Genomic DNA, 21,109 nt, shown 5'->3' with positions numbered 1-21,109 from the left:
GCTCACCGGCGCCCTCCTTCACCGTTGTCGTCTACCGGGCACTCATTGCCGGTGAGCCACTATATTTCCCCTCCACACGGCCAGCTGAGCGCCGTGCGACAGGATATCTCCACCCAATGTCCCAATACACCATCTCCGGCCGTATCCTCTCCATCACCGGCGCCCCCCAGGCGGGCGTCTCCGTCACCGTCTTCGAGCGTGTCAGCATCTCATCCGACACCACGAAGGCCACGACGACCACCGGGACCGAGGGTCGATATGTGCTCACTTGGGAGGAGACCGAGGCCCCCGCGACGCCCTGGGACCTCTTCGTCCGCGCCGAAGACGGCGAGACAAGCGTCGACTCGGCGCTGCTCAGCGACCTCGAAGGCGGCGCCGTCGTCGACCTGATCCTCGGCGAGGGCAGCTACCGCGGGCAGAGCGAGTGGGAGCGCATCGCCGGCAGAGTCACTCCTTTGCTCGAGGGCAGCGCCATCGTCGACTTGCCCATCGACCGCATCGAGTGGCTCGCCCGGCGGGCAGACGTGCTCCCCACCCAGCTCGGCAACTACATCCAGGCCCACCGCCTGGCGGATCAGCGCAGCGTGGAGGCGAGCAGCTGCTACGCCTTCCTTCAGGGGGGTCTGCCCGCCGATCTGCCCGGGCTCTTGCGCGCGGGAGAGGCCGCCTGGGAGCGCGCGCTTCGCCTGGGCTGGGCGCGCATGACCATCACCGCGCCCGGCACGGGGACCGCCGCCGAGCTCGACGCTCGGGTCGCGCAAGAGCTCGACGCGATGCGCGAGCTGCTCGTCGAGGCCGCGCTCACCCGCACCACCGAGGGTGTCGTCAATCAGCGCACGCGCTTTGACACCGCGGGGCTGTCCGAGGCCGACCAGCGCACCTTCAACGAGCTATGGGTCGCACGCACGGGCTCCATCTCCCAGTTTTGGACCGATCTGGAGGCGAGCCTCGACGCGACGCGCGTGGCCACCTTCCAATTCACGATCCGCGCCGCCGCCTTCGTGGGCGACCACGTCGAGGCCCTCGAGGGGCTCCAGGCCGAGCGCAGCGCCGGCAGCCTCTCCTCCTTGCGTGACCTCGCGGCGTGGAGCGAGAGCGACTGGCACGACTTCCTGGTCAACCGCGAGATCGCGGCGCCCGAGAGCCTGCCCGGCGCCGACGCGAGCGCACAGCGTCAGGCCTACGCCCGCGCCCTCAACCACCTCACCGAGGACGCCTACCCCACGGCCGTGTTGCGCCACAGCATCGCCCGCGACGAGGCCGACACCAGCGCGCCCGCGGGCACCGCTCACGTCGTCACCTTCCTCGCTCAAAACCCCGACTTCGACATCGAGCGCTCGACCATCGCCAACTACCTCGACCAGGCCGCCGACCCCTGGCAGGGCGTGGCCAGCGAGGACCTCGAGGCCGCGCGCAGCAACCTCGCCCGGGTCCAGCGGGTCTATCGCCTCACGCCGCGGATCGGCCGCTACGCCACGACCAAGGCCCTGCTCGACGGTGGGGTGCGCTCGGCGGCCCAGGTCGTCGGCCGCACCCGCGAGGAGTTCGTCGCGGACTTCGGCGCGCAGATGCCCGAGGACATTCACAGCGCCGAGGCCCTCGCCGGCGCGGTCTGGGACAGGGCCTCGGCCGTGCACGGCGCGACCGTGGCCATGGCCTCGCAGCTCGCCCTGGCCAAGACCCAGGCCGACTTCACGCCCGTCGCCATGCCCGGCGCCGACGCCTTCGAGGACGCCGAAGGCGGCCTGGCCCAGCTCGCCACGATCCTCGGCAACCTCGACTACTGCGCCTGCGAGCACTGCCGCTCGGTGTTCAGCCCCGCCGCCTACCTGGCGGACCTGCTCCACTACCTCCAGTCGCGGCCCTCGAGCATCGCCGACAACGCCCTCGAGGCCCTGAGCCTGCGCCGCCCGGATCTTCGCCACGTCCTGCTCGACTGCGACAACACCAACACCACGCTGCCCTACATCGATCTGGTCAACGAGGTCCTCGAAGCGACCCTCGCGGGGGGCCTGGGCGAGAGCGCCAAGCAGACGACCTGGTCCGCCGAGGAGCTCCGCGCCCACCCCGAGCACCTCGACGACAGCGTCTATCTCGGCGCGCCCGCGAGCCTGGTCCACCCCTGGAGCCTGCCCTTCTCCCTGTCCGCCATCGAGGCCCGGACCTACCTCGAGCACCTCGGGGTCCCGCGCGCCGAGCTCATGCGGATCTACACCCCGCTCAGCCCCGACGCCGCGCTCACCCAGGCCAGGGCCGGCGAGGGCCTGGGCCTGTCCGCCGCCGAGGTCGAGCTGGTCACGGGGGCGCACTCGGCCGAGGCGCGCGAGTGCTGGGGCTTCGCGCCGGCGCCAGCCGACGCCAATTGGGTCGGCGTCCTCAACGGCACCGACAGCGCCGAGGGTGACGTCGGCGAGCTCCTGCGTCGCGGCGGCTACAGCCTCGACGAGCTGCGCGAGCTGCTGACCTTCGACTTCATCGATCCCGACGGCAACGTGGCCTTCCAGTGGTCCGAGAGCTGCGCGCTGACGGACGCGAGCATCGCCTTCCTGGACGAGGCGCAGCTCGAGCGGCTGCACCGCTTCACCCGCCTCCAGCGCGGCTGCCAGATCCCCGCGCGGATGCTCAACCTGCTCCTGGTCGACGCCCTCGGCGGGACCCTCGACGCCGACGCGCTCACCGGCCTGGCCGGGATCGTCGCCCTCCAGGCCGAGCTGCGCCTGCCCTGGGACGAGCTCGCCAGCTTCTGGAGCGCCGTGATCGATCCAAGGGCCTACGCCGACGGGCCGCGCTCGCTCTACGACCGCCGCTTTCGACCCAAGGGCCACGCGGTCTCCCAGTACCTCGATCCCGCCGGCGACGCGCTCCTCGGCGAGTCCCTGAACCTCTCGCTGAGCGACGAGGAGCACCTGCCCGCGGTGCTCGCGGGCCTGCGCGTCAGCGAGGCCGACTATCAGCGCCTGGTCGCCTCGAGCCTCGCCGACGACAGCCTCGCCTTCGCCAACCTCACCAGGCTCTTCGCCTGCGCGACCCTGGCCCGGGCCCTGCGCCTGAGCATCGAGGACTTCCTGACCCTCGCCGGCGCCGAGGCTGGCCTGACGGGGATCGACCCCTTCGCCAGCCCAGCCGACACCCGGCGCTTCATCGCCGCCGTCGAGCGCATCCGAGACAGCGGCCTGGACATCGACGAGCTCGACTGGCTGCTGCGCGATCGCGGCGAGCCCCCCTTCGACGAGGACCAGAGCGCCCGCGAGCTGGTCACCCTCGCGCGCGGTCTGCAGACGATCCTGGACGAGACCGCCACCCTCACCGACACCAGCCTCGACGCCCTGCGCACCAACCTCGGCGCCCTGGTCGATGACGTCGCCCTCGCCGAGCTGCTCGAGATCGTCGATCTCGACAGCGCCCTGACTACGGCCGAGCAACACCAGCGCATCGACGACCACCTCGCGGCCTACATGGACGCGGCGCAGGCCAAGGCCGCGCTGATCGACGAGGGTGAAGATCGCCTCACCGACGTCCCCAGCCGCCGCACCTGGCTCCTGAGCCAGATCGTCAGCTACCAGCGCCGGCGCGCCCTCATCATCGACAACCTGTCCGCGCGCTTCGAGGTCTCGGCCGAGCTCGCCGACGCCCTCGCCTTCGGCCTGCTCCATCAGCAGCAAGACGGCGCCGCCCTCCTCGGCGACCTGCTCTTGGTGCCCCTGGCCAGCGAGGCCCAGATCATCGCCGGCATCGATCCTGCCGAGCACGTCGAACACTTCGTCGGCTGGACCAAGCTGGCCAAAGCCGCGGCGGCCTGCCTCGCCCTGGAGCTGGGCGCCGACGAGCTCGAGTGGTACTCGGGCCGCGGCGCGTGGCTGGACCTCGACGGCCTGCCCGCGGTCGAGGGTGAGGCCGACGCGAGCTTCGAGTCCTTCGCCCGCCTGCACGCGGCCCTGAGCTTGCGCGAGGTCTTCCCCGCGGATGAGCTGACCCACGCGCAGCTGCTCGCGGCCGCGTCCCTCGACGAGGCCGTCGCGCGCTTCGCCGAGGAGCCCGAGTGGGACGCGAGCGCCCTCGCCAATGTGGCCGCGTCCTTGGGCTACAGCGAGGTCGCCGACCTCGAGGACGAGCAAGCCCTCGTTCACCTGCGCGAGGTCGCCGAGATCGCCGCGCGCCTGGGCGTGAGCCCAGAGGTCGCCATGGGCTGGACCGAGGCGACCCCGAGCGCTCAGACCGCGACCGCGGTCATCGCCGCCGTCCGGGCCAAGTACGACGACGCCCAGTGGCAGCGCGTCGCCGCTCCCCTGCGCGACGAGATCCGCTCGCGCCAGCGCGACGCCCTCGTCGACGCCGTGCTCGCGCAGCGCCAGGACCTCGCCGACCGCGACGCCCTGTTCGCGGAGCTGTTGATCGACGTCGAGATGAGCCCCTGCATGCTGACCTCGCGCATCAAGCAGGCGATCAGCTCCGTCCAGCTCTTCATCCAGCGCGTGCTCCTCGGCCTCGAGGACAACAGCGTCACCCTCGGCAGCGAGGCCGTCGCGCGCTGGGAGTGGATGAAGAACTACCGGGTCTGGGAGGCCAACCGCAAGGTCTTCCTCTACCCCGAGAACTGGATCGAGCCCGAGCTGCGCAGCGACAAGAGCCCGGCCTTCGAGACCCTCGAGGCCTCCTTGATGCAGGGTATCCTCGACGAGAAGCGGGTCGAGAAGGCGCTGGTCACCTACCTCGAGGGCCTCGACCGCGTGTCGAAGCTGGAGATCGCGGGGCTCTACGAGGACCGCAAGTGGGGAGACCTGTGGCTGCTCGGGCGCAGCGCGGCCACGCCCCACAAGTGGTTCGTGCGCAAGCGCAGCCAGGCTGGGGCGTGGTCGCCCTGGGAGGAGGTGCCGAGTCAGATCAGCGGTGAGGCTGTGACGATCGTGGTCCGCGAACGACGGGTGCACCTGTTTTGGCTGACAAAGCAAAACAGCGTCAAAAACAGTGCCCAATACTTATCCTTCCGCATCAGCCACGTAGAGCGCACGGACGACGGATGGAGCCCCATTCAGCTCTCCGATCCCGGCCACGAACATAGCACCATACACAACGAAACAAACTACAAGCTACAGATCTGGAACCTCGAGGCTGACATACGAATCGCAGTGGTAATCTTTTGGAACCCCGCGTCGCCCATTTACGTAACCGACGCGTTCCGCTTCGAGCCAGCCAGCCGGGGATTCGACTACCTTGGCTCTCGGTTCAATAGCCTTCCAAAGCTGACGCAGGGCAACTCGCTCGCCTACACCCTCGACAAGTCCATCATCGGTCTCCAACCAGGATACGGCATCGAAGGGCAACGCTACCAGAACACCTACTACACCGACCAGGACACGAAGACAGTCATCAACATGAACATCGTTGGAGGAACGTGGTTCTGCCAGGGAGACTGGAATGAGCAGCTCTTCGACGGCCGCTCATCCACAGATAATGCCCCCGCGCTGATCCACCACCCCGACATCTGGGACACCACGGGCGAGCTGGTCACCACCCCCGCGGCCTACGACGACGCCGTCCGCAAGTACCTGCTCGAGCCCTACCCCCGCTACGAACAGCAAGCCGCCGCCGAAGAGAGCGGCTCCGTCAACCCCTACGTCGCGGGCGCGACCGTCGTCGACAACTTCTGGCTGTGCCCCGAAGCGGGCACCACCGAGCGCCTGAGCGTCAGCTCGTCGCTGGCTCAGACTCAAAAGCTCCAGGATCGCCTGAGCGAGGCGACGGCCTGGTCTGCCGGCATCCCGGGCGTGATCGAGGGCCTCAGCGAGGTCTCGAGCAGCGCCTACAACCCCGCGAGCTGGCAGGCCACCGACCTGCTCGGCGAGGCCCAGGCCACCGCGCGCGCCTCGACCATCCCCCTGGGCGGCTCCGGCCAAAAGAGCGCCGAGTCGACCAAGCCCGCCTCCTACGGCCTGCGCCTGGTCTCGCTCTTCCACCCCTACTCGCGGACCATGGTCGAGCGCCTGGCCACCCGGGGGATCGACGGTCTCTACAGTCCAAAGGCCGACGACGACCTGTTTCGCCAGCAGGGCAGCTTCGACCCTCATGGCGCCGACACCCTCGATCTCAACACCTCGCTGGTCGACCCCGAGACCGCGCCCCTCGATGACTTCGACTTCGGCTACGACAGCCCCTACGGCGTCTACAACTGGGAGCTCTTCTTCCACGTCCCGATGCTGATCGCCGCCAAGCTGACGACCGAGCAGCGCTTCGAGGACGCCCAGCGCTGGCACCACCGGGTGTTCAACCCCATCGAGCCCGTGGAGGGCGACGAGAGCAACGCGCGCTTTTGGCGGATCAAGCCCTTCGTCGCGCAAGCGGGGAGCCTGGCCAAAGACCAGCTCGAGGTCATGCTCGGCATCGGCGTCAGCGCGGCCGAGCAAGAGCAGGCCGTGGCCGACTTCGCCGAGCAGGTCGCCGTGTGGGCTCAAAACCCCTTCGACCCCCACGCCGTCGCCCGGATCCGGCCTGGCGTCTACCAGCGCACCTTGCTGCGCAAGTACTTCGACAACCTGATCGCCTGGGCCGACACCCTGTTTCGCCGCGACAGCATCGAGTCGATCAACGAGGCCACGATGCTCTACGTGCTCGTCGCCCAGCTGCTGGGGCCGCGGCCCCAGGCCGTCCCCGGGCCCGACTCGAGCATCGCGCACAGCTACGCCGAGCTCGAGGCGGGGGGCCTCGACGCCTTCTCCAACGCGCTCGTCGAGCTCGAGAGCTACGCTCACCTGCCGGCCGGCACGGCCAAGAAGCTCGGCTGCGCCTCGTCCACGACCCAGGCGAGCTCGGACCCCTGGGTGCGCGTGCCCGTGATCTCGCGGACCTGGTACTTTTGCTACCCGCCCAACCCCGAGCTGCTGAAGTACTGGGACCTCGTCGAGGACCGGCTGTGGAAGATCCGCCACTGCCAGAACATCGAGGGCGTGACCCGCAGCCTCGCGCTCTTCGAGCCGCCCATCGACCCCGGCATGCTGGTGCGAGCCACCGCCGCTGGCGTCGACATCCAGTCCGTGCTCGCCGAGCTCGACTCGGGCCTCCCACCCTACCGCTTCCGCGCCGTACATGGCCGCGCCGTGGGCTTTTGCGCCTCGCTGCGCTCGCTCGGCGGCGCGCTGCTCTCGGCCATCGAGCGCCGCGACGGCGAGGCCATGGCTCGCCTGCGCAGCGACCACGAGATCGAGCTCCTGGATCGCGTGCGAGACATCCGCGCCCAGCAACTCGAGGAGGCGCAGCGCCAGCTCGCGTCCTTGCAGGCCGCCCGCGCCACCGTCGAGCAGCGGCGCAGTCACTACGACACGTTGGCCGCCGAAAGCGAGTCAGACTCACTCTCCGAACACGAGAAGAGGCACTTCGACCTCGCCATGGACGCACACAAGGCTCGCAAGGTCGCCGGTGAGATGTCCAACACGGGGGCGATGCTCGCCATCATCCCGCAATTCGAATTCGGCCTCCCTCCCGTGTCGAGCTTTGGCGGCCAGCACCTGGCCAACGTGTTCTCCGCGCTGGCGAGCATCCACCAGACCATTGCGGCAGGTCACGACTTTTACGCCAACAAGGCCCTGCAGCAGGCCAGCTTCAGGCGCCGCCGGGAGGACTGGGAGCACCAGCGCGACCAAGCCGACATGGAGCTCGCCCGCCTCGATCACGACATCCTCGCCGCCCAGCTGCGAATCCAGATCTCGAGTCAGGAGCTCGCCAACCACGATCTCCAGGTCGAGCAGACCCGCGAGCTCGACACGACCATGCGCGAGAAGTTCAGCAACCGCGAGCTCTACGACTGGATGACCGGGCAGCTGTCGACGCTCTACTTCCAGACCCACCAGCTCGCCTTCGACCTCGCCAAGCGGGCCGAGCGAGCCTACCGCCGCGAGCTGGCGATCCCCGCCGGGGAGCCGATCATCAAGTACGGCTACTGGGACAGCCTGCGCCGCGGCCTGCTCGCCGGGGAGCGCCTCGCCCACGACCTCGAGCGCCTCGACCTCGCCTACATGGATCGTGACCGCCGCGAGTTCGAGCTGCGCAAGAGCGTGTCCTTGGCCGCGCTCTCGCCCCAGGCCCTGCGCGACCTGCAAGAGACCGGCGCGTGCAGCTTCGCCCTGCCCGAGCCGCTCTTCGACCTCGATCACCCGGGCCACTACCTGCGCCGCATCCGGGCCATGCGGGTCTCGATCCCCGCCGTCGTCGGCCCCTACACCAGCTTGGGCGCCCGCCTCGAGCTCGTCGAGCACCGCACGCGGATCAGCCCCGCTCCAGGCAGCGACTACGCAGACGAAGCCGTCGATGGCCGCTTCGAGCGCGGCTACGGCGGGGGCGAGGCCATCGCCACCAGCACCGCCGTCGCCGACGCCGGGCTGTTCAACCTCGACTTCCGAGACGAGCGCTACCTGCCCTTCGAGTACGCCGGGGCCGTGAGCAGCTGGACCCTGCGCCTGCCTCAGCAGCTGCGCCAGTTCGACTACCGCAGCATCGCCGACGTGGTGATCCACGTCGACTACACCGCCCGCGACGGCGGCGACGCCCTGCGCACCGCCGCCGAGGACTCGCTGGCCGAGCGCCTCGACGCCGCCGTCGACGGTCAGACCCTCACCCAGCTGATCGTCGCCCACGAGGCCTTCCCCAACGACTGGGAGCGCCTGCTCTCCCCCGACGAGGGAGCGACAAGCCAGGACATGCGCCTGCCCCTCTCGCTCGCGCACTTCCCCTACTTCGCCCAGCGCCGCGGCCTCGAGGTCGTCGGCGTCGACTTCGCCCTCCTCGCCCAGGAGGGCGTCGACGCCCAGTCCCCCTTCGACGCCGCCCTCGACCTCGACCCCGAGGCGCTGTCGATGACCGCCAGCGAGGGCAGCCACTACGTGGGCAGCACCGGCGAGCTCTCGGGGGAACAGCCCGCGACCTGGACGTGGTCCGTGAACGCGGGCGCCGGCCCAGCCGAGCTCCTCGACACCGACGACCAGTGGCTCGACCGCGACAAGGTCGCGGGGCTGCTCGTCTTCGTCCGCTACACCCTCGCCGCCAACTGAGCAGGAGCCCGCGATGACCGACGACAGCAAGCAACGCGGCCCCGGCATGACGGCCGGCCCCTCCCTCCCGATCCACGGCCCCCAACCCAGCCAGCCCTTCAACGCCGGCCTCACCCCGGGGCGCGACGCCCCGGGCGCTGGCCCGCAGTCCAAGGACGATCAAAACCCCTTCGCCGACAGCCTGCGCTCGCCCTACGGGGATCAGGCCAACGCCGGCGAGGGCCAGTCGCCCACCGCCAGCTTCTCCCCCGCGATCAGCCTGCCCACGGGCGGCGGCGCCCTGCGCAGCATCGGAGAGAAGTTCTCCGCCAACCCCTTCACCGGCAGCGGCTCCATGTCCGTGCCGATCGCCTGCTCCCCGGGGCGCGGCGGCTTTGGCCCCGAGCTCGCCCTGCGCTACGGCTCCGGCCAGGGCAACGGCCCCTTCGGCCTCGGCTGGCTCTTGGGCGTCCCCGCGATCTCTCGCAAGACCGAAAAGGGCCTGCCCGAGTACCGCGACGAGCACCCCGACCTCAGCCAGCGCGACACCTTCATCCTCGCCGGCGTCGAGGACCTCGTGCACGCCCTCGACGACCAGGGCGAGGCCTGGGAGCAGACGCGCGACGGCCACCGCATCCACCGCTTTCACCCCCGCGTCGAGGGCGGCTTCTCCCGGATCGAGCGCTGGACCTCGCTGACCACCGGCGAGACCCACTGGCGGACCATCAGCCCCGCCAACGTCACCAGCGTGTTTGGCAAGACCAGCGCCGCCCGGATCGCGGATCCCCTCGACAGCGCGCGGGTGTTCTCGTGGCTGCTCGAGGAGAGCCACGACGACCGCGGCAACATCATCGTCTATCAGTACAAGCAAGAGGACCTCGCCGGCGTCGACCAGGGCACCCCCGCCGAGCGCCCCCGCCTGGAGCAGACCCTCGTCCAGAGTCAGCGCTACCTCGAGCGCATCTACTACGGCAACACCACGCCCTTTCAAGCGGGCGACTGGCTGTTCGAGCTCGTCCTCGACTACGGCGAGTACGACACGCCCGAGCTCACCAACACCCCCGCGCGCCCCTGGCCCGTCCGCCTCGACACCTTCTCCACCTACCGCGCCGGCTTCGAGCTGCGCACCCGTCGGCTGTGCCGTCGCGTGCTCATGTTCCATCACTTCGACGAGCTCGGCCCAGCGCCCACCCTCGTCGCCTCCACCGACTTCGTCCACGACGAAGACCCGGCCCTCACCCGCCTCGTCGGCGTCATTCAGCGCAGCTACCTGCGCGACGAGCAGACCGGCAACTACGACCTGGCGCAGCTCCCCACCCTCGAGTTCGACTACAGCCAGGCCTCCCTCGATCCCACCCTCCACGAGCTCGACGACCCCGCCACGCTCCAAAACCTCCCCGCCGGCATCGACGGTCGCCTGCACCGCCTCGTCGACCTCGACGGCGAGGGCCTCCCCGGCGTGATCTCCGAGCAGGCCGGCCACTGGTACTTCAAGCGTGGCCTCGGCGACGGTCAGTTTGGGCCCATGGTCGCCCTCCCCGCCCAGCCGACCACCGCCGGCTTCGCCGGCGCCCAGCTCATCGACCTCGACGGCGACGGCTGCAAGGAGCTCGTCCACTTCGTCGCCCCCACCCCCGGCTTCTTCAAGCGCGTCGCCAACGAGGGCTGGACCAACTTCCGTCGCTTCTCCGCCATCCCCAACATCGACTGGAGCGACCCCGGGCTCCAGCTCGTCGACCTCAGCGGCGACGGCTTCCCCGACCTCCTCCTCGATCGCGGCGATCACTTCGCGTGGTATCGCAGCAAGGGCCCCGAGGGCTTCGACGCCCCCCGCCGCCTCCCAAACCCTCGTGACGAGCGCAGCAAGCCCGTCTTGCTCTTCCTCGACGCCCGCGCCGCGATCCAGCTCGCCGACATGACCGGCGACGGCCTCCTCGACATCGTCCGCGTCCGCGACGGCGAGCTCGCCTACTGGCCCAACACCGGCCACGGCCGCTTCGGCCCCATGCTGCGCATGCCAGGCCTCGCGCCCTTTTGCCCCCGCGACCTCTTTGACCCGGCCCGCCTGCGCTTCGCCGACGTCGACGGCTCCGGCACCACGGATCTGCTCTACCTCCACGAGCGCGGCGCCTCCTTGCACCGCAACCTCGCCGGCAACGCCTTCGCCCCCGCCGAGCCCATCGAGCGCTTCCCCGGCATGCGCAGCGTCGACTGGGCCGAGGTCGTGGACCTCCGGGGCTCGGGCACCGCTTGCCTCCTGTGGTCCTCGGCCCTCCCCGCCGGCCGCGGCCCTCGCCTGCGCTACATCGACCTCATGGGCGCCCAAAAGCCCCACCTCCTCGTCGCCTCCCGCAACAACATGGGCGCCGAGACCAGGATCGCCTACGCCCCCTCCACCAAGTTCTACCTCGCCGACGCGCGAGCCGGACAGCCCTGGGCCACCAAGCTCCCCTTCCCCGTCCACGTCATCGAGCGCGTCGAGGCCATCGATCACGTCGCCCGCCAGCGCTTCGTCCAGCGCTACGCCTACCACCACGGCTGCTTCGACGGTCAGGAGCGCGAGTTCCGGGGCTTCGGCATGGTCGAGACCTGGGACACGGAGTCCTTCGACGACTTCACCCACGACGGCCTGTTCACCTTCGACCAGTTCGACACCGTCGAGCACAACCTCCACCAGCCCCCCGTCCACACCAAGCAGTGGTTTCACACCGGCGCCTTCATCGAGCGCGCGCGCATCTCCACCGCCTTCGCCGACGAGTACTGGCGAGGTGACGCCGACGCCTTCGTGCTCCCCGACACCGCCCTGCCCGCGGATCTCAGCGGCCCCGAGCGCCGCGAAGCCCTGCGCGCCCTCGCCGGCTCCAGCTTGCGCACCGAGGTCTACGCCCTCGACGGCTCCGCGCTCGAGCCCATCCCCTACACCGTCAGCGAGGCCAACTTCGCCGTGCGGCAGCTTCAGCCGGCCGGCCCCAACCGCAACGGCGTCTACCAAACCCACGGCCGCGAGACCCTCAGCGTTCACTACGAACGCGACGTCGATGACCCGCGGCTCGCTCACGGCTTCGTGCTCGAGGTCGACGACTACGGCACCGTGCTGCGCGGGGCCGAAGTCGTCTACCCGCGGCGCAGCCCGGCCCATGCAGAGCAGGCCGCCCTGCACGTCACCCTGAGCGAGGCCGCCGTCGTGCACCTCGACGACCTCGATGCCGCCCTGCGCCTCGCCGTCCCGGTCGAGTCGCGCAGCTACGAGCTGCACGGCTTGGCCCTCGACGGCGCCGCCGCCTTCTCCTGGCAGGCCCTGCGCGACGCCGCCGACACGGCCGTCGCCATCGCCCCCACCGCTGCGCCCACCGGCGTCGGCGCCCTGGAAAAGCGCCTGCTCGGTCGCAGTCGCACGCTCTACCTCGCCGATGACCTCTCGGCCCCGCTGGCCCACGGCACCGTCGAGAGCAAGGCCCTGGTCCATGAGACCCAGACCTTGGCCATGACCGAGGCCCAGCGCCAAGCAGTCTTCTCCTCGCTCACCGGCGCCCCCTCCGACACCGAGCTCGAGACCGAAGGCGGCTACCTGCACCAAGAAGGCGACTGGTGGCTTCGCAGCGGCCACCCCACCTACGCCCCAGACAAGTTCTTTCAGATCACCGCCGTCGAAGATCCCTTTGAAAACGTCTACACCACCACCTACGACGCCCACGCCCTGCTGACCCTCAGCAGCACGGACCCGCTCGGCAACACCCTCACCGCCGCCCACGACTACCGCCTGCTCGCGCCCTGGCAGCTCACAGACCCCAACGGCAACCGCAGCCAGGTCGCCTTCGACGTCCGCGGCTTCGTCATCGCCAGCGCCGTGATGGGCAAGGCAGGCGACAGCGACGGCGACACCCTCGAGGACCCCACCGCCACCTTCGAGTACGACCTCTTTTCCTGGGTCACCACAGGAAAACCCAACTGGGCCAAGTCGAGGGCCCGCGAGACCCACCAAGACCCGAGCACCCGCTGGCTCGAGCAGCGCACCTACTTTTCAGGTGCAGGCGCCGTCGTCATGACCAAGGCCCAAGCCCGCCCCGGACTCGCGCCGCAGCGCGACCAAAACGGCCAGCTCGTCCTCGACGGCGAGGGCCAGCTCGTCATGCAAGACACCAGCCCCGACCTGCGCTGGGTGGGCAACGGCCGGGTCATCCGCGACAACAAGGGCAACCCCCTCAAGGCCTACGAGCCCTACTTTTCCAGCACCCCCGACTACGAAGACGAAGCCGAGCTCGTCGAGCAGGGCGTCACCGCCCTCAACCACTACGATCCGCTCGGCCGCCTGATCCGAACCGATCTCCCGAACGGGACGTTCTCGTATGTCGAGTTTGACCCCTGGCAGCAGACCAGCTTCGACCCCAACGACACCGTCCTCGACAGCGCCTGGTTTTCCCAGCGCATCGACTACGCCGGCAGCGACGCTGGCCTGCTCGAGGAAAAGCGCGCCGCCCAGCTCGCGGCCGCCCACGCCAACACGCCCAGCCTCGTCCACCTCGACACCCTCGGCCGCCCATTTTTGAGCGTCGCCCACAACAAGACCACCGCCAACGAAGACGAGTACATCGAGACCCGCAGCGTCCTCGACATCCAAGGCAAGGTCCTCGCCCTCATCGACGCCCGCGGTAACACAGCCGAAGCCCGCACCTACGGCATGCTGGGTCAGTCGCTGCGCGTGACCAGCGTCGACGCCGGAGACCGTTGGCACCTGCGCAACGCCCTCGGCCAGCCCATGCGCGTCTGGGACAGCCGAGACCAGCGCTTTTCCTTCTCCTACGACGCCCTGCGCCGGCCCACAGACCGTACCGTCAGCGTCGCCGGCGGCCCCGAAAAGCTCCTGACCCGCATTCTCTACGGCGAGCAGCTCGACACGCCCACCCTCACCAACCACCGCACCCATGTCTACCGAGCCTACGACGGCGCCGGCGTGGCCACCACCGACGCCTTCGACTTCAAAGGCCACCCCACCTCCGAGCAGCGCCAGCTCGTCTCCCAAAAAACCTCTCAACCCGACTGGAGCCCGCTGCTCGGCATCAGTACAATTCCCGCCATGGCCACCGCCGCCGCCCCACTGCTCGACGCCGAGGTCTTCTCGGCCAGCAGCACCCGCGACGCCCTCGGCCGCACCCTCACCGCCCTCTCCCCAGACGGCAGCGAGGTCACCTACGGCTACGACCAAGGCGGCAACCTACAGCGCGTGACTCTGCGCCACCGCGGCGCCGACTCCCTCGACACCATCGTCGGCGACATCGCCTACGACGCCAAGGGCCAGCGCCAGTCCATCACCCACGGCCCCATCGATGCCCCCACCTCGACCACCGCCTACACCTACGACCCCCTCACCTTTCGTCTACAGCGCCTGACCACCACGCGCGCCAGCGACCAGGCCCTGCTCCAGTCGCTCCACTACCACTACGACCCCGCCGGCAACATCACCGACGTCCGCGACGCCGCCCAGCAGACCCTCTACTTTCAGAACACCGTCGTCCAGGCCGCCAACAGCTACACCTACGACGCCCTCTACCGCCTCATCGAAGCCACCGGCCGTGAGCACGCCAGCGACGGCACCGCCCAGCGCACCCACGACCAGCTCCCCGTCGGCCCGCAGCCGATGACGACGGACCCGTCGGCAATGCGGCGCTACACCCAGCGCTACACCTACGACGTCGTCGGAAACATCCTCGCCGTCCAACACCTCCCCAGCGCCGGCACCGGCTGGACGCGCCGCTACCAGTACGCCGAAGACGGCAACCGCCTGCTCGCCACCTCCGCCCCAGGCGACGCTCAGGACGTCTACACCCACGACGCCCACGGCAGCATGACCACCATGCCGCACCTGGCCGCGATGGTGTGGAACCACGACGACCAGCTCGAGCAGGCCACCGCCGGCACCACCACCGTCCACTTCCAATACGCAGGAGGCAGCCGCGCCCGCAAGTACACCCAGCACGCCGGCGCCACCTCCGAAGAGCGCATCTACCTCGGCCCCTTCGAACTCTACCGCAAGCGCGTCAACGGAGACCTCGACCTCGAGCGCGAGTCCCTCCACGTCAGCGACGGCACAGGCCGCATCTGCCTCATCGAGACCAAGACCGTCTCCGACGGCGCCACCATCCAAGACCCCCTCCCCATCTGGCGCTACCAGCTCGGCAACCACCTCGGCTCTGCGGCCATCGAGCTCACCCGTGCCGGCCAGGTCATCTCCTACGAGGAGTACCACCCCTACGGGACAAGCGCCTACCGTGCCCTCGACGCTGCCATCGACGTCAGCCCCAAGCGCTACCGCTATACCGGCATGGAGCGCGACGAGGAGACGGGGCTCGCCTATCACACGGCCCGCTACTACGCGCCTTGGCTCGGGCGATGGACGGCTGCAGATCCCATCGGCCTCTCCTCGGGCCCCAACCGCTATCAGTACGCAACCTCCTCGCCAGTCTCACTCTCGGATCTGGAAGGCTGCCAGACCCCCGCGGAAAAACTCACTCAATTCCAAAATCAGATCCGTCAAGCAGAGTCTACTCGCCATCGCATCGAGCAAAATATTGCACAGGCAGTATCCATAGGAGATTTCCGGACCGCGGAACAAGCCCAGATCGACTTGCACGAGCAAGACATTACTCTCGGCAAACTCAGGCAATTCGAAGCACAAACAAAACAAGAAATCAACGAAGCTCCAGGCATTACGAGCGCCAACAACATGATGTCACTGATGAGGGCGAGCACAGATGCAAAAAACAACGAACTTGACCTTCTCCAGATCAAAATCGACATAACCTCAGTCGCAGTCGAATTTACAGGCGTCGGCGAGCCAGTCGCAATACTACTCGACGTCGTAAACGCCAACATCTCTGCCAAACGAGGAGACGAGTCTGGATTCGGTCTTTCAATGTTCTCAACCCTTCCGGGCATTGGCCTCATCGGGAATTTTGCTTTCGCGGCTCGTCTCGGCGACGATGTCATTGACGCCAGCGGGGATCTCGCAAAGAGTTCTGTCCGCAAGACGACTCCTGCCCCAGACGCCCCCAAGAAGAGCACGCTCCCCGATGGTGAGGGCGCCCAAGCTAACAGGGGTAACAGTGCTTCGTCTGCCGCAGGGGGGGGAGGACCAATCGAGGGGGCAACCCGACTTCATCCCGACGAACTCGCTACCGGTGAACGGCTCAGCAATCAACTTGGCCGTAGGCTAAAGGAGAGCCCGCACGAGGGCGCGGAATACATAGACGACCTGGGTCGCAGCTACGACGCACTTGGACGACCAGCAGCATCAAAGTTCTGGAACGAGAAGCAGTTCTTCAAGTCCATCGACCATCACCTCCTCAAATCGAACGACTTTACCGCCATTGACCTGACTGGCTTCACATCTGCTCAAAAAGCGGCGGTAGCGGCATATGTGGATGCCTTGCCCTCGGCCAGCCAAGCACGGATAATCAGGATTGGATTCTAGATGCCTACGATCAGCACCGGAGACAACCAAAATGAGGCGTGGACTGTAGCCCGGTGGGCTTTCTGTGGATTCCTTGCCCACGTGAAGGAGGAAGTCGGAAACGACGACGAGCTTCTGTACTGCGTAGATCAAGCCGTTGCGCTGGATGGGCTTCATCTCTCACTGCTGGAAAAGACTGTTGCCGAACGGTTGCGCCCTGTTCTTATTCGTATCGCGGATGAGGCCGCGGTTGGAAACCGGCCTGTGAGTGCCGGAGACCGTGTGCTCGATTCAAAAAGTCAGTTGCAGTTTCAGAACTCAACGGCGGAACTCGCGTCGATGCTGAAGCGGCGCGAATCGGATACGTGACCCGAGGGTGACCTGAAGGTGGCCGGCAGACGCCACACGGGCCAAGGAGCACGGTGGGAGTGAACCGGCCAACGATAAAGCTGCAAGAGATCGACGCGCCCGGCCGGACAACTTCAACTCGGCGATCGCCTGGACGAGCACTCTGGGCTTAGACTGAGAGCCGGATGACGCTCCCGCTGTTCCGCGAGACCCGCCCTGAGCCCATCGTCCTGCTCCACCTCAACCACACCCTCGCCGAGAACAGTGCCGAACGCTTTGGCCGTCGAGGTTGCTACGCGGACTGGATCGCTGCCCACGAGCGCTATCGGGCCTGGCTGGTCGACCTTCTCCGCGAACGCACGGTGCTGCTGGTGACCGCCAGACCCACCCGCTACGAGGCCGCGACGATGCGAAGGATCGCGGAGACTTGTGAGGGATGGCAGCCGACGGAGGGCGCGGATCGCTGCCTGAGCAGGACTCGGTGGGTTGCCTGTTGGGGTGCAGGCGAAGCTGGAGGTGGGCGACGTCGATGATCCGCTCGAGCGAGAGGCGGACGCGATCGCAGACCGGGTGATGCAGGAGGCGGAGCCGACGATGTCGGCGAGCTCGCCGGTCTCGGTCGTGGTCGCGGTCGCACCGGCGCCTGTCAGCGCGGCCTTCTCTTCACCCACGCCAGCGCGCGAGCCCGGTCAGGGCGAGCAGACGGGCGAGGGCGAGGGCGAGCAGGAGACGAGCGAAACGACGTGATCGACACCATCGTCTCGGTGCAAGGCTGGCGACAGCGACGGCGACACCCTCGAGGACCCCACCGCCACCTTCGAGTACGACCTCTTTTCCTGGGTCACCACAGGAAAACCCAACTGGGCCAAGTCGAGGGCCCGCGAGACCCACCAAGACCCGAGCACCCGCTGGCTCGAGCAGCGCACCTACTTTTCAGGTGCAGGCGCCGTCGTCATGACCAAGGCCCAAGCCCGCCCCGGACTCGCGCCGCAGCGCGACCAAAACGGCCAGCTCGTCCTCGACGGCGAGGGCCAGCTCGTCATGCAAGACACCAGCCCCGACCTGCGCTGGGTGGGCAACGGCCGGGTCATCCGCGACAACAAGGGCAACCCCCTCAAGGCCTACGAGCCCTACTTTTCCAGCACCCCCGACTACGAAGACGAAGCCGAGCTCGTCGAGCAGGGCGTCACCGCCCTCAACCACTACGATCCGCTCGGCCGTCTGATCCGAACCGAGCTCCCGAACGGGACGTTCTCGTCTGTCGAGTTTGACCCCTGGCAGCAGACCAGCTTCGACCCCAACGACACCGTCCTCGACAGCGCCTGGTTTTCCCAGCGCATCGACTACGCCGGCAGCGACGTAGCCCTGCAAAAAGAAAAGCGCGCCGCCCAGCTCGCGGCCGCCCACGCCAACACGCCCAGCGTCGTCCACCTCGACACCCTCGGCCGCCCATTTTTGAGCGTCGCCCACAACAAGACCACCACCAACGAAGACGAGTACATCGAGACCCGCAGCGTCCTCGACATCCAAGGCAAAGTCCTCGCCGTCATCGACGCCCGCGGTAACACAGCCGAAGCCCGCACCTACGGCATGCTGGGCCAGTCGCTGCGCGTGACCAGCGTCGACGCCGGAGACCGTTGGCACCTGCGCAACGCCCTCGGCCAGCCCATGCGCACCTGGGACAGCCGAGACCAGCGCTTTTCCTTCTCCTACGACGCCCTGCGCCGGCCCACAGACCGTACCGTCAGCGTCGCCGGCGGCCCCGAAAAGCTCCTGACCCGCATTCTCTACGGCGAGCAGCTCGACACGCCCGCCCTCACCAACCACCGCACCCATGTCTACCGAGCCTACGACGGCGCCGGCGTGGCCACCACCGACGCCTTCGACTTCAAAGGCCACCCCACCTCCGAGCAGCGCCAGCTCGTCTCCCAAAAAACCTCTCAGCCCGACTGGAGCCCGCTGCTCGGCACCAGTACAATTCCCGCCATGGCCACCGCCGCCGCCCCACTGCTCGACGCCGAGACATTCTCGGCCAGCAGCACCCGCGACGCCCTCGGCCGCACCCTCACCGCCCTCTCCCCAGACGGCAGCGAGGTCACCTACGGCTACGACCAAGGCGGCAACCTACAGCGCGTGACTCTGCGCCACCGCGGCGGCCCCACCGTCGAGACCGTCGTCGGCGACATCGCTTACGACGCCAAGGGCCAGCGCCAGTCCATCACCCACGGCCCCGTCGAAGCCCCGACCTCGACCACCGCTTACACCTACGACCCCCATACCTTTCGTCTACAGCGCCTGACCAACACGCGCGCCAGCGACCAGGCCCTGCTCCAGTCGCTGCACTACCACTACGACCCCGCCGGCAACATCACCGACATCCGCGACGCCGCCCAGCAGACCGTCTACTTTCAAAACACCGTCGTCGAGGCCGCCAACAGCTACACCTACGACGCCCTCTACCGCCTCATCGAAGCCACCGGCCGTGAGCACGCCAGCGACGGCACCGCCCAGCGCACCCACGACCAGCTCCCCGTCGGCCCGCAGCCGATGACGACGGACCCGTCGGCAATGCGGCGCTACACCCAGCGCTACACCTACGACGTCGTCGGCAACATCCTCGCCGTCCAACACCTCCCCAGCGCCGGCACCGGCTGGACGCGCCGCTACCAGTACGCCGAAGACGGCAACCGCCTCCTCGCCTCCTCCGCCCCCGGCGACGCCCAGGGCGTCTACAGCCACGTCTACACCCACGACGCCCACGGCAGCATGACCACCATGCCGCACCTGGCCGCGATGCTGTGGAACCACCACGACCAGCTCGAGCAAGCCACCGCTGGCACCACGACCGTCCACTTCCAGTACGCAGGAAGCAGCCGCGCCCGCAAATATACCCAGCACGCCGGCGCCACCTCCGAAGAGCGCATCTACCTCGGCCCCTTCGAACTCTACCGCAAACGCGTCAATGGAGACCTCGACCTCGAGCGCGAGTCCCTCCACGTCAGCGACGGCACAGGCCGCATCTGCCTCATCGAGACCAAGACCATCTCCGACGGCGCCACCATCCAAGACCCCCTCCCCATCTGGCGCTACCAGCTCGGCAACCACCTCGGCTCTGCGGCCATCGAGCTCACCCGCGCCGGCCAGATCATCTCCTACGAGGAGTACCACCCCTACGGGACAAGCGCCTACCGTGCCCTCGACGCTGCCATCGACGTCAGCCCCAAGCGATACCGCTATACCGGCATGGAGCGCGACGAGGAGACGGGGCTCGCCTATCACACGGCCCGCTACTACGCGCCTTGGCTCGGGCGATGGACGGCTGCAGATCCCATGGGGCTAGCCGATGGCCTGAACCAGTACACCTACACAAAAAACAAACCCACCATAACAACAGATCCAAACGGGAACAAAGGATGGCTATCAAACACAATAGACTCTTTTCCAACGCCATCTTCCCCCACGTCCGAGCTCTATCCCTCATATATCATACCGCAGTCACCTCAGACGACTGAGGTTGAAGAAGAAACAGAACATAGCGAAACCGCAACATCCCAAACCGAAGACAACCCCACGCCGCGGAAAAAGACCGACGCAGAGTATGAGGCAGAAGTTTACCGAGAGTTAGAGCACCAACTCGAAGTCGAAGACGCCGACCACTACAACCGGCCACTAATCGCAGAGTTCCTTCCGCTAATAGGATTAGTAGACCTCCCGCACGATGCAGGACAACTAGGAGCGGCCATTGAGCTTGGCGACGAACAAAGAGCACGCAACGCACTCACACAAGTCAGCCTCGACGTCATCTTCACGGTCTTAGATATCTACACATTTGGGGGAGACCGAATTATTGCAGGATCCGCAAAAAAACTCGCCCGAAAAGAGGCTCAAGCCCTCACGCTTTCGGCAAAAGGTGTAAATGGCGAGGCCCGTCACGAAGCGAAAGCAGCAGTACGAAGCAACGTTTCATCCACCGCAAGCGAGGGAGTGCCCAAGTGGGTGGAGAAGCTCCCGGACAAGGTGAGGAAGCAGATTGACAAAGCGCAGCTTCCGCTAGGAGGAGAGACTCCGTTTCAACCGGCCCTCGTCACGAAGCGAGGAAAAGTACAAGTGAAGACAGCCGAAGTGGCGCATGGCCCCCGGCAGGGCGAAGTAGGACGCGTTGACACGGAAGGGCGAATCTGGCTGCGAGACAAACCTCATGCTGGTTACCCAGCACACTGGGATGTCCAAATGAATGGTGGAAAGACTCATCAGAACGTAGGATTCGACGGTAATCCCCTGAAGAGAGACTAGTCCC

The 21,109-nt window shown here is 67.6% G+C and carries 6 protein-coding genes; all 6 read left to right on the top strand.

The features are described from left to right. The first annotated feature begins 116 nt into the window (after window positions 1-116). Window positions 117-9,038 carry a neuraminidase-like domain-containing protein gene (locus G6O69_RS19175; protein ID WP_172304961.1) on the top strand — a complete coding sequence of 2,974 codons (8,922 nt, stop codon included), beginning with the start codon at window positions 117-119 and terminating at the stop codon, window positions 9,036-9,038. A gap of 13 nt (window positions 9,039-9,051) precedes the next feature. Then, window positions 9,052-16,485 carry a SpvB/TcaC N-terminal domain-containing protein gene (locus G6O69_RS19170; RefSeq protein ID WP_172304959.1) on the top strand — a complete coding sequence of 2,478 codons (7,434 nt, stop codon included), beginning with the start codon at window positions 9,052-9,054 and terminating at the stop codon, window positions 16,483-16,485. Window positions 16,486-16,566: 81 nt separating this feature from the next. Further along, a complete protein-coding gene (locus tag G6O69_RS19165; RefSeq protein WP_172304957.1) occupies window positions 16,567-16,833 on the top strand; it encodes a hypothetical protein in 267 nt (88 codons plus the stop codon). A gap of 164 nt (window positions 16,834-16,997) precedes the next feature. Beyond that, window positions 16,998-17,345: a hypothetical protein gene (locus G6O69_RS19160; protein WP_176396956.1), complete on the top strand. Its 348-nt coding sequence runs from the start codon at window positions 16,998-17,000 to the stop codon at window positions 17,343-17,345. Next, a complete protein-coding gene (locus G6O69_RS19155; protein ID WP_172301260.1) occupies window positions 17,311-17,559 on the top strand; it encodes a hypothetical protein in 249 nt (82 codons plus the stop codon). Before G6O69_RS19160 ends, G6O69_RS19155 begins: the two co-directional genes overlap by 35 nt. Window positions 17,560-17,766: 207 nt before the next feature. Beyond that, complete coding sequence (locus G6O69_RS19150; RefSeq protein ID WP_172304955.1) at window positions 17,767-21,105, top strand: RHS repeat-associated core domain-containing protein; 3,339 nt, start codon at window positions 17,767-17,769, stop codon at window positions 21,103-21,105. Window positions 21,106-21,109: the final 4 nt, after the last annotated feature.

The organism is Pseudenhygromyxa sp. WMMC2535, assembly GCF_011083025.2.
Note: the sequence above shows the minus strand (reverse complement) of the source record. Positions and strands in the feature narration are given on the sequence as shown.

Bases quoted from the DNA above. Each gene is read 5' to 3' on its own strand.
- G6O69_RS19175 (WP_172304961.1), top strand. From the start codon at position 117: ATGTCCCAATACACCATCTCCGGCCGTATCCTCTCCATCACCGGCGCC.
- G6O69_RS19170 (WP_172304959.1), top strand. From the start codon at position 9,052: ATGACCGACGACAGCAAGCAACGCGGCCCCGGCATGACGGCCGGCCCC.
- G6O69_RS19160 (WP_176396956.1), top strand. From the start codon at position 16,998: ATGACGCTCCCGCTGTTCCGCGAGACCCGCCCTGAGCCCATCGTCCTG.
- G6O69_RS19150 (WP_172304955.1), top strand. From the start codon at position 17,767: ATGACCAAGGCCCAAGCCCGCCCCGGACTCGCGCCGCAGCGCGACCAA.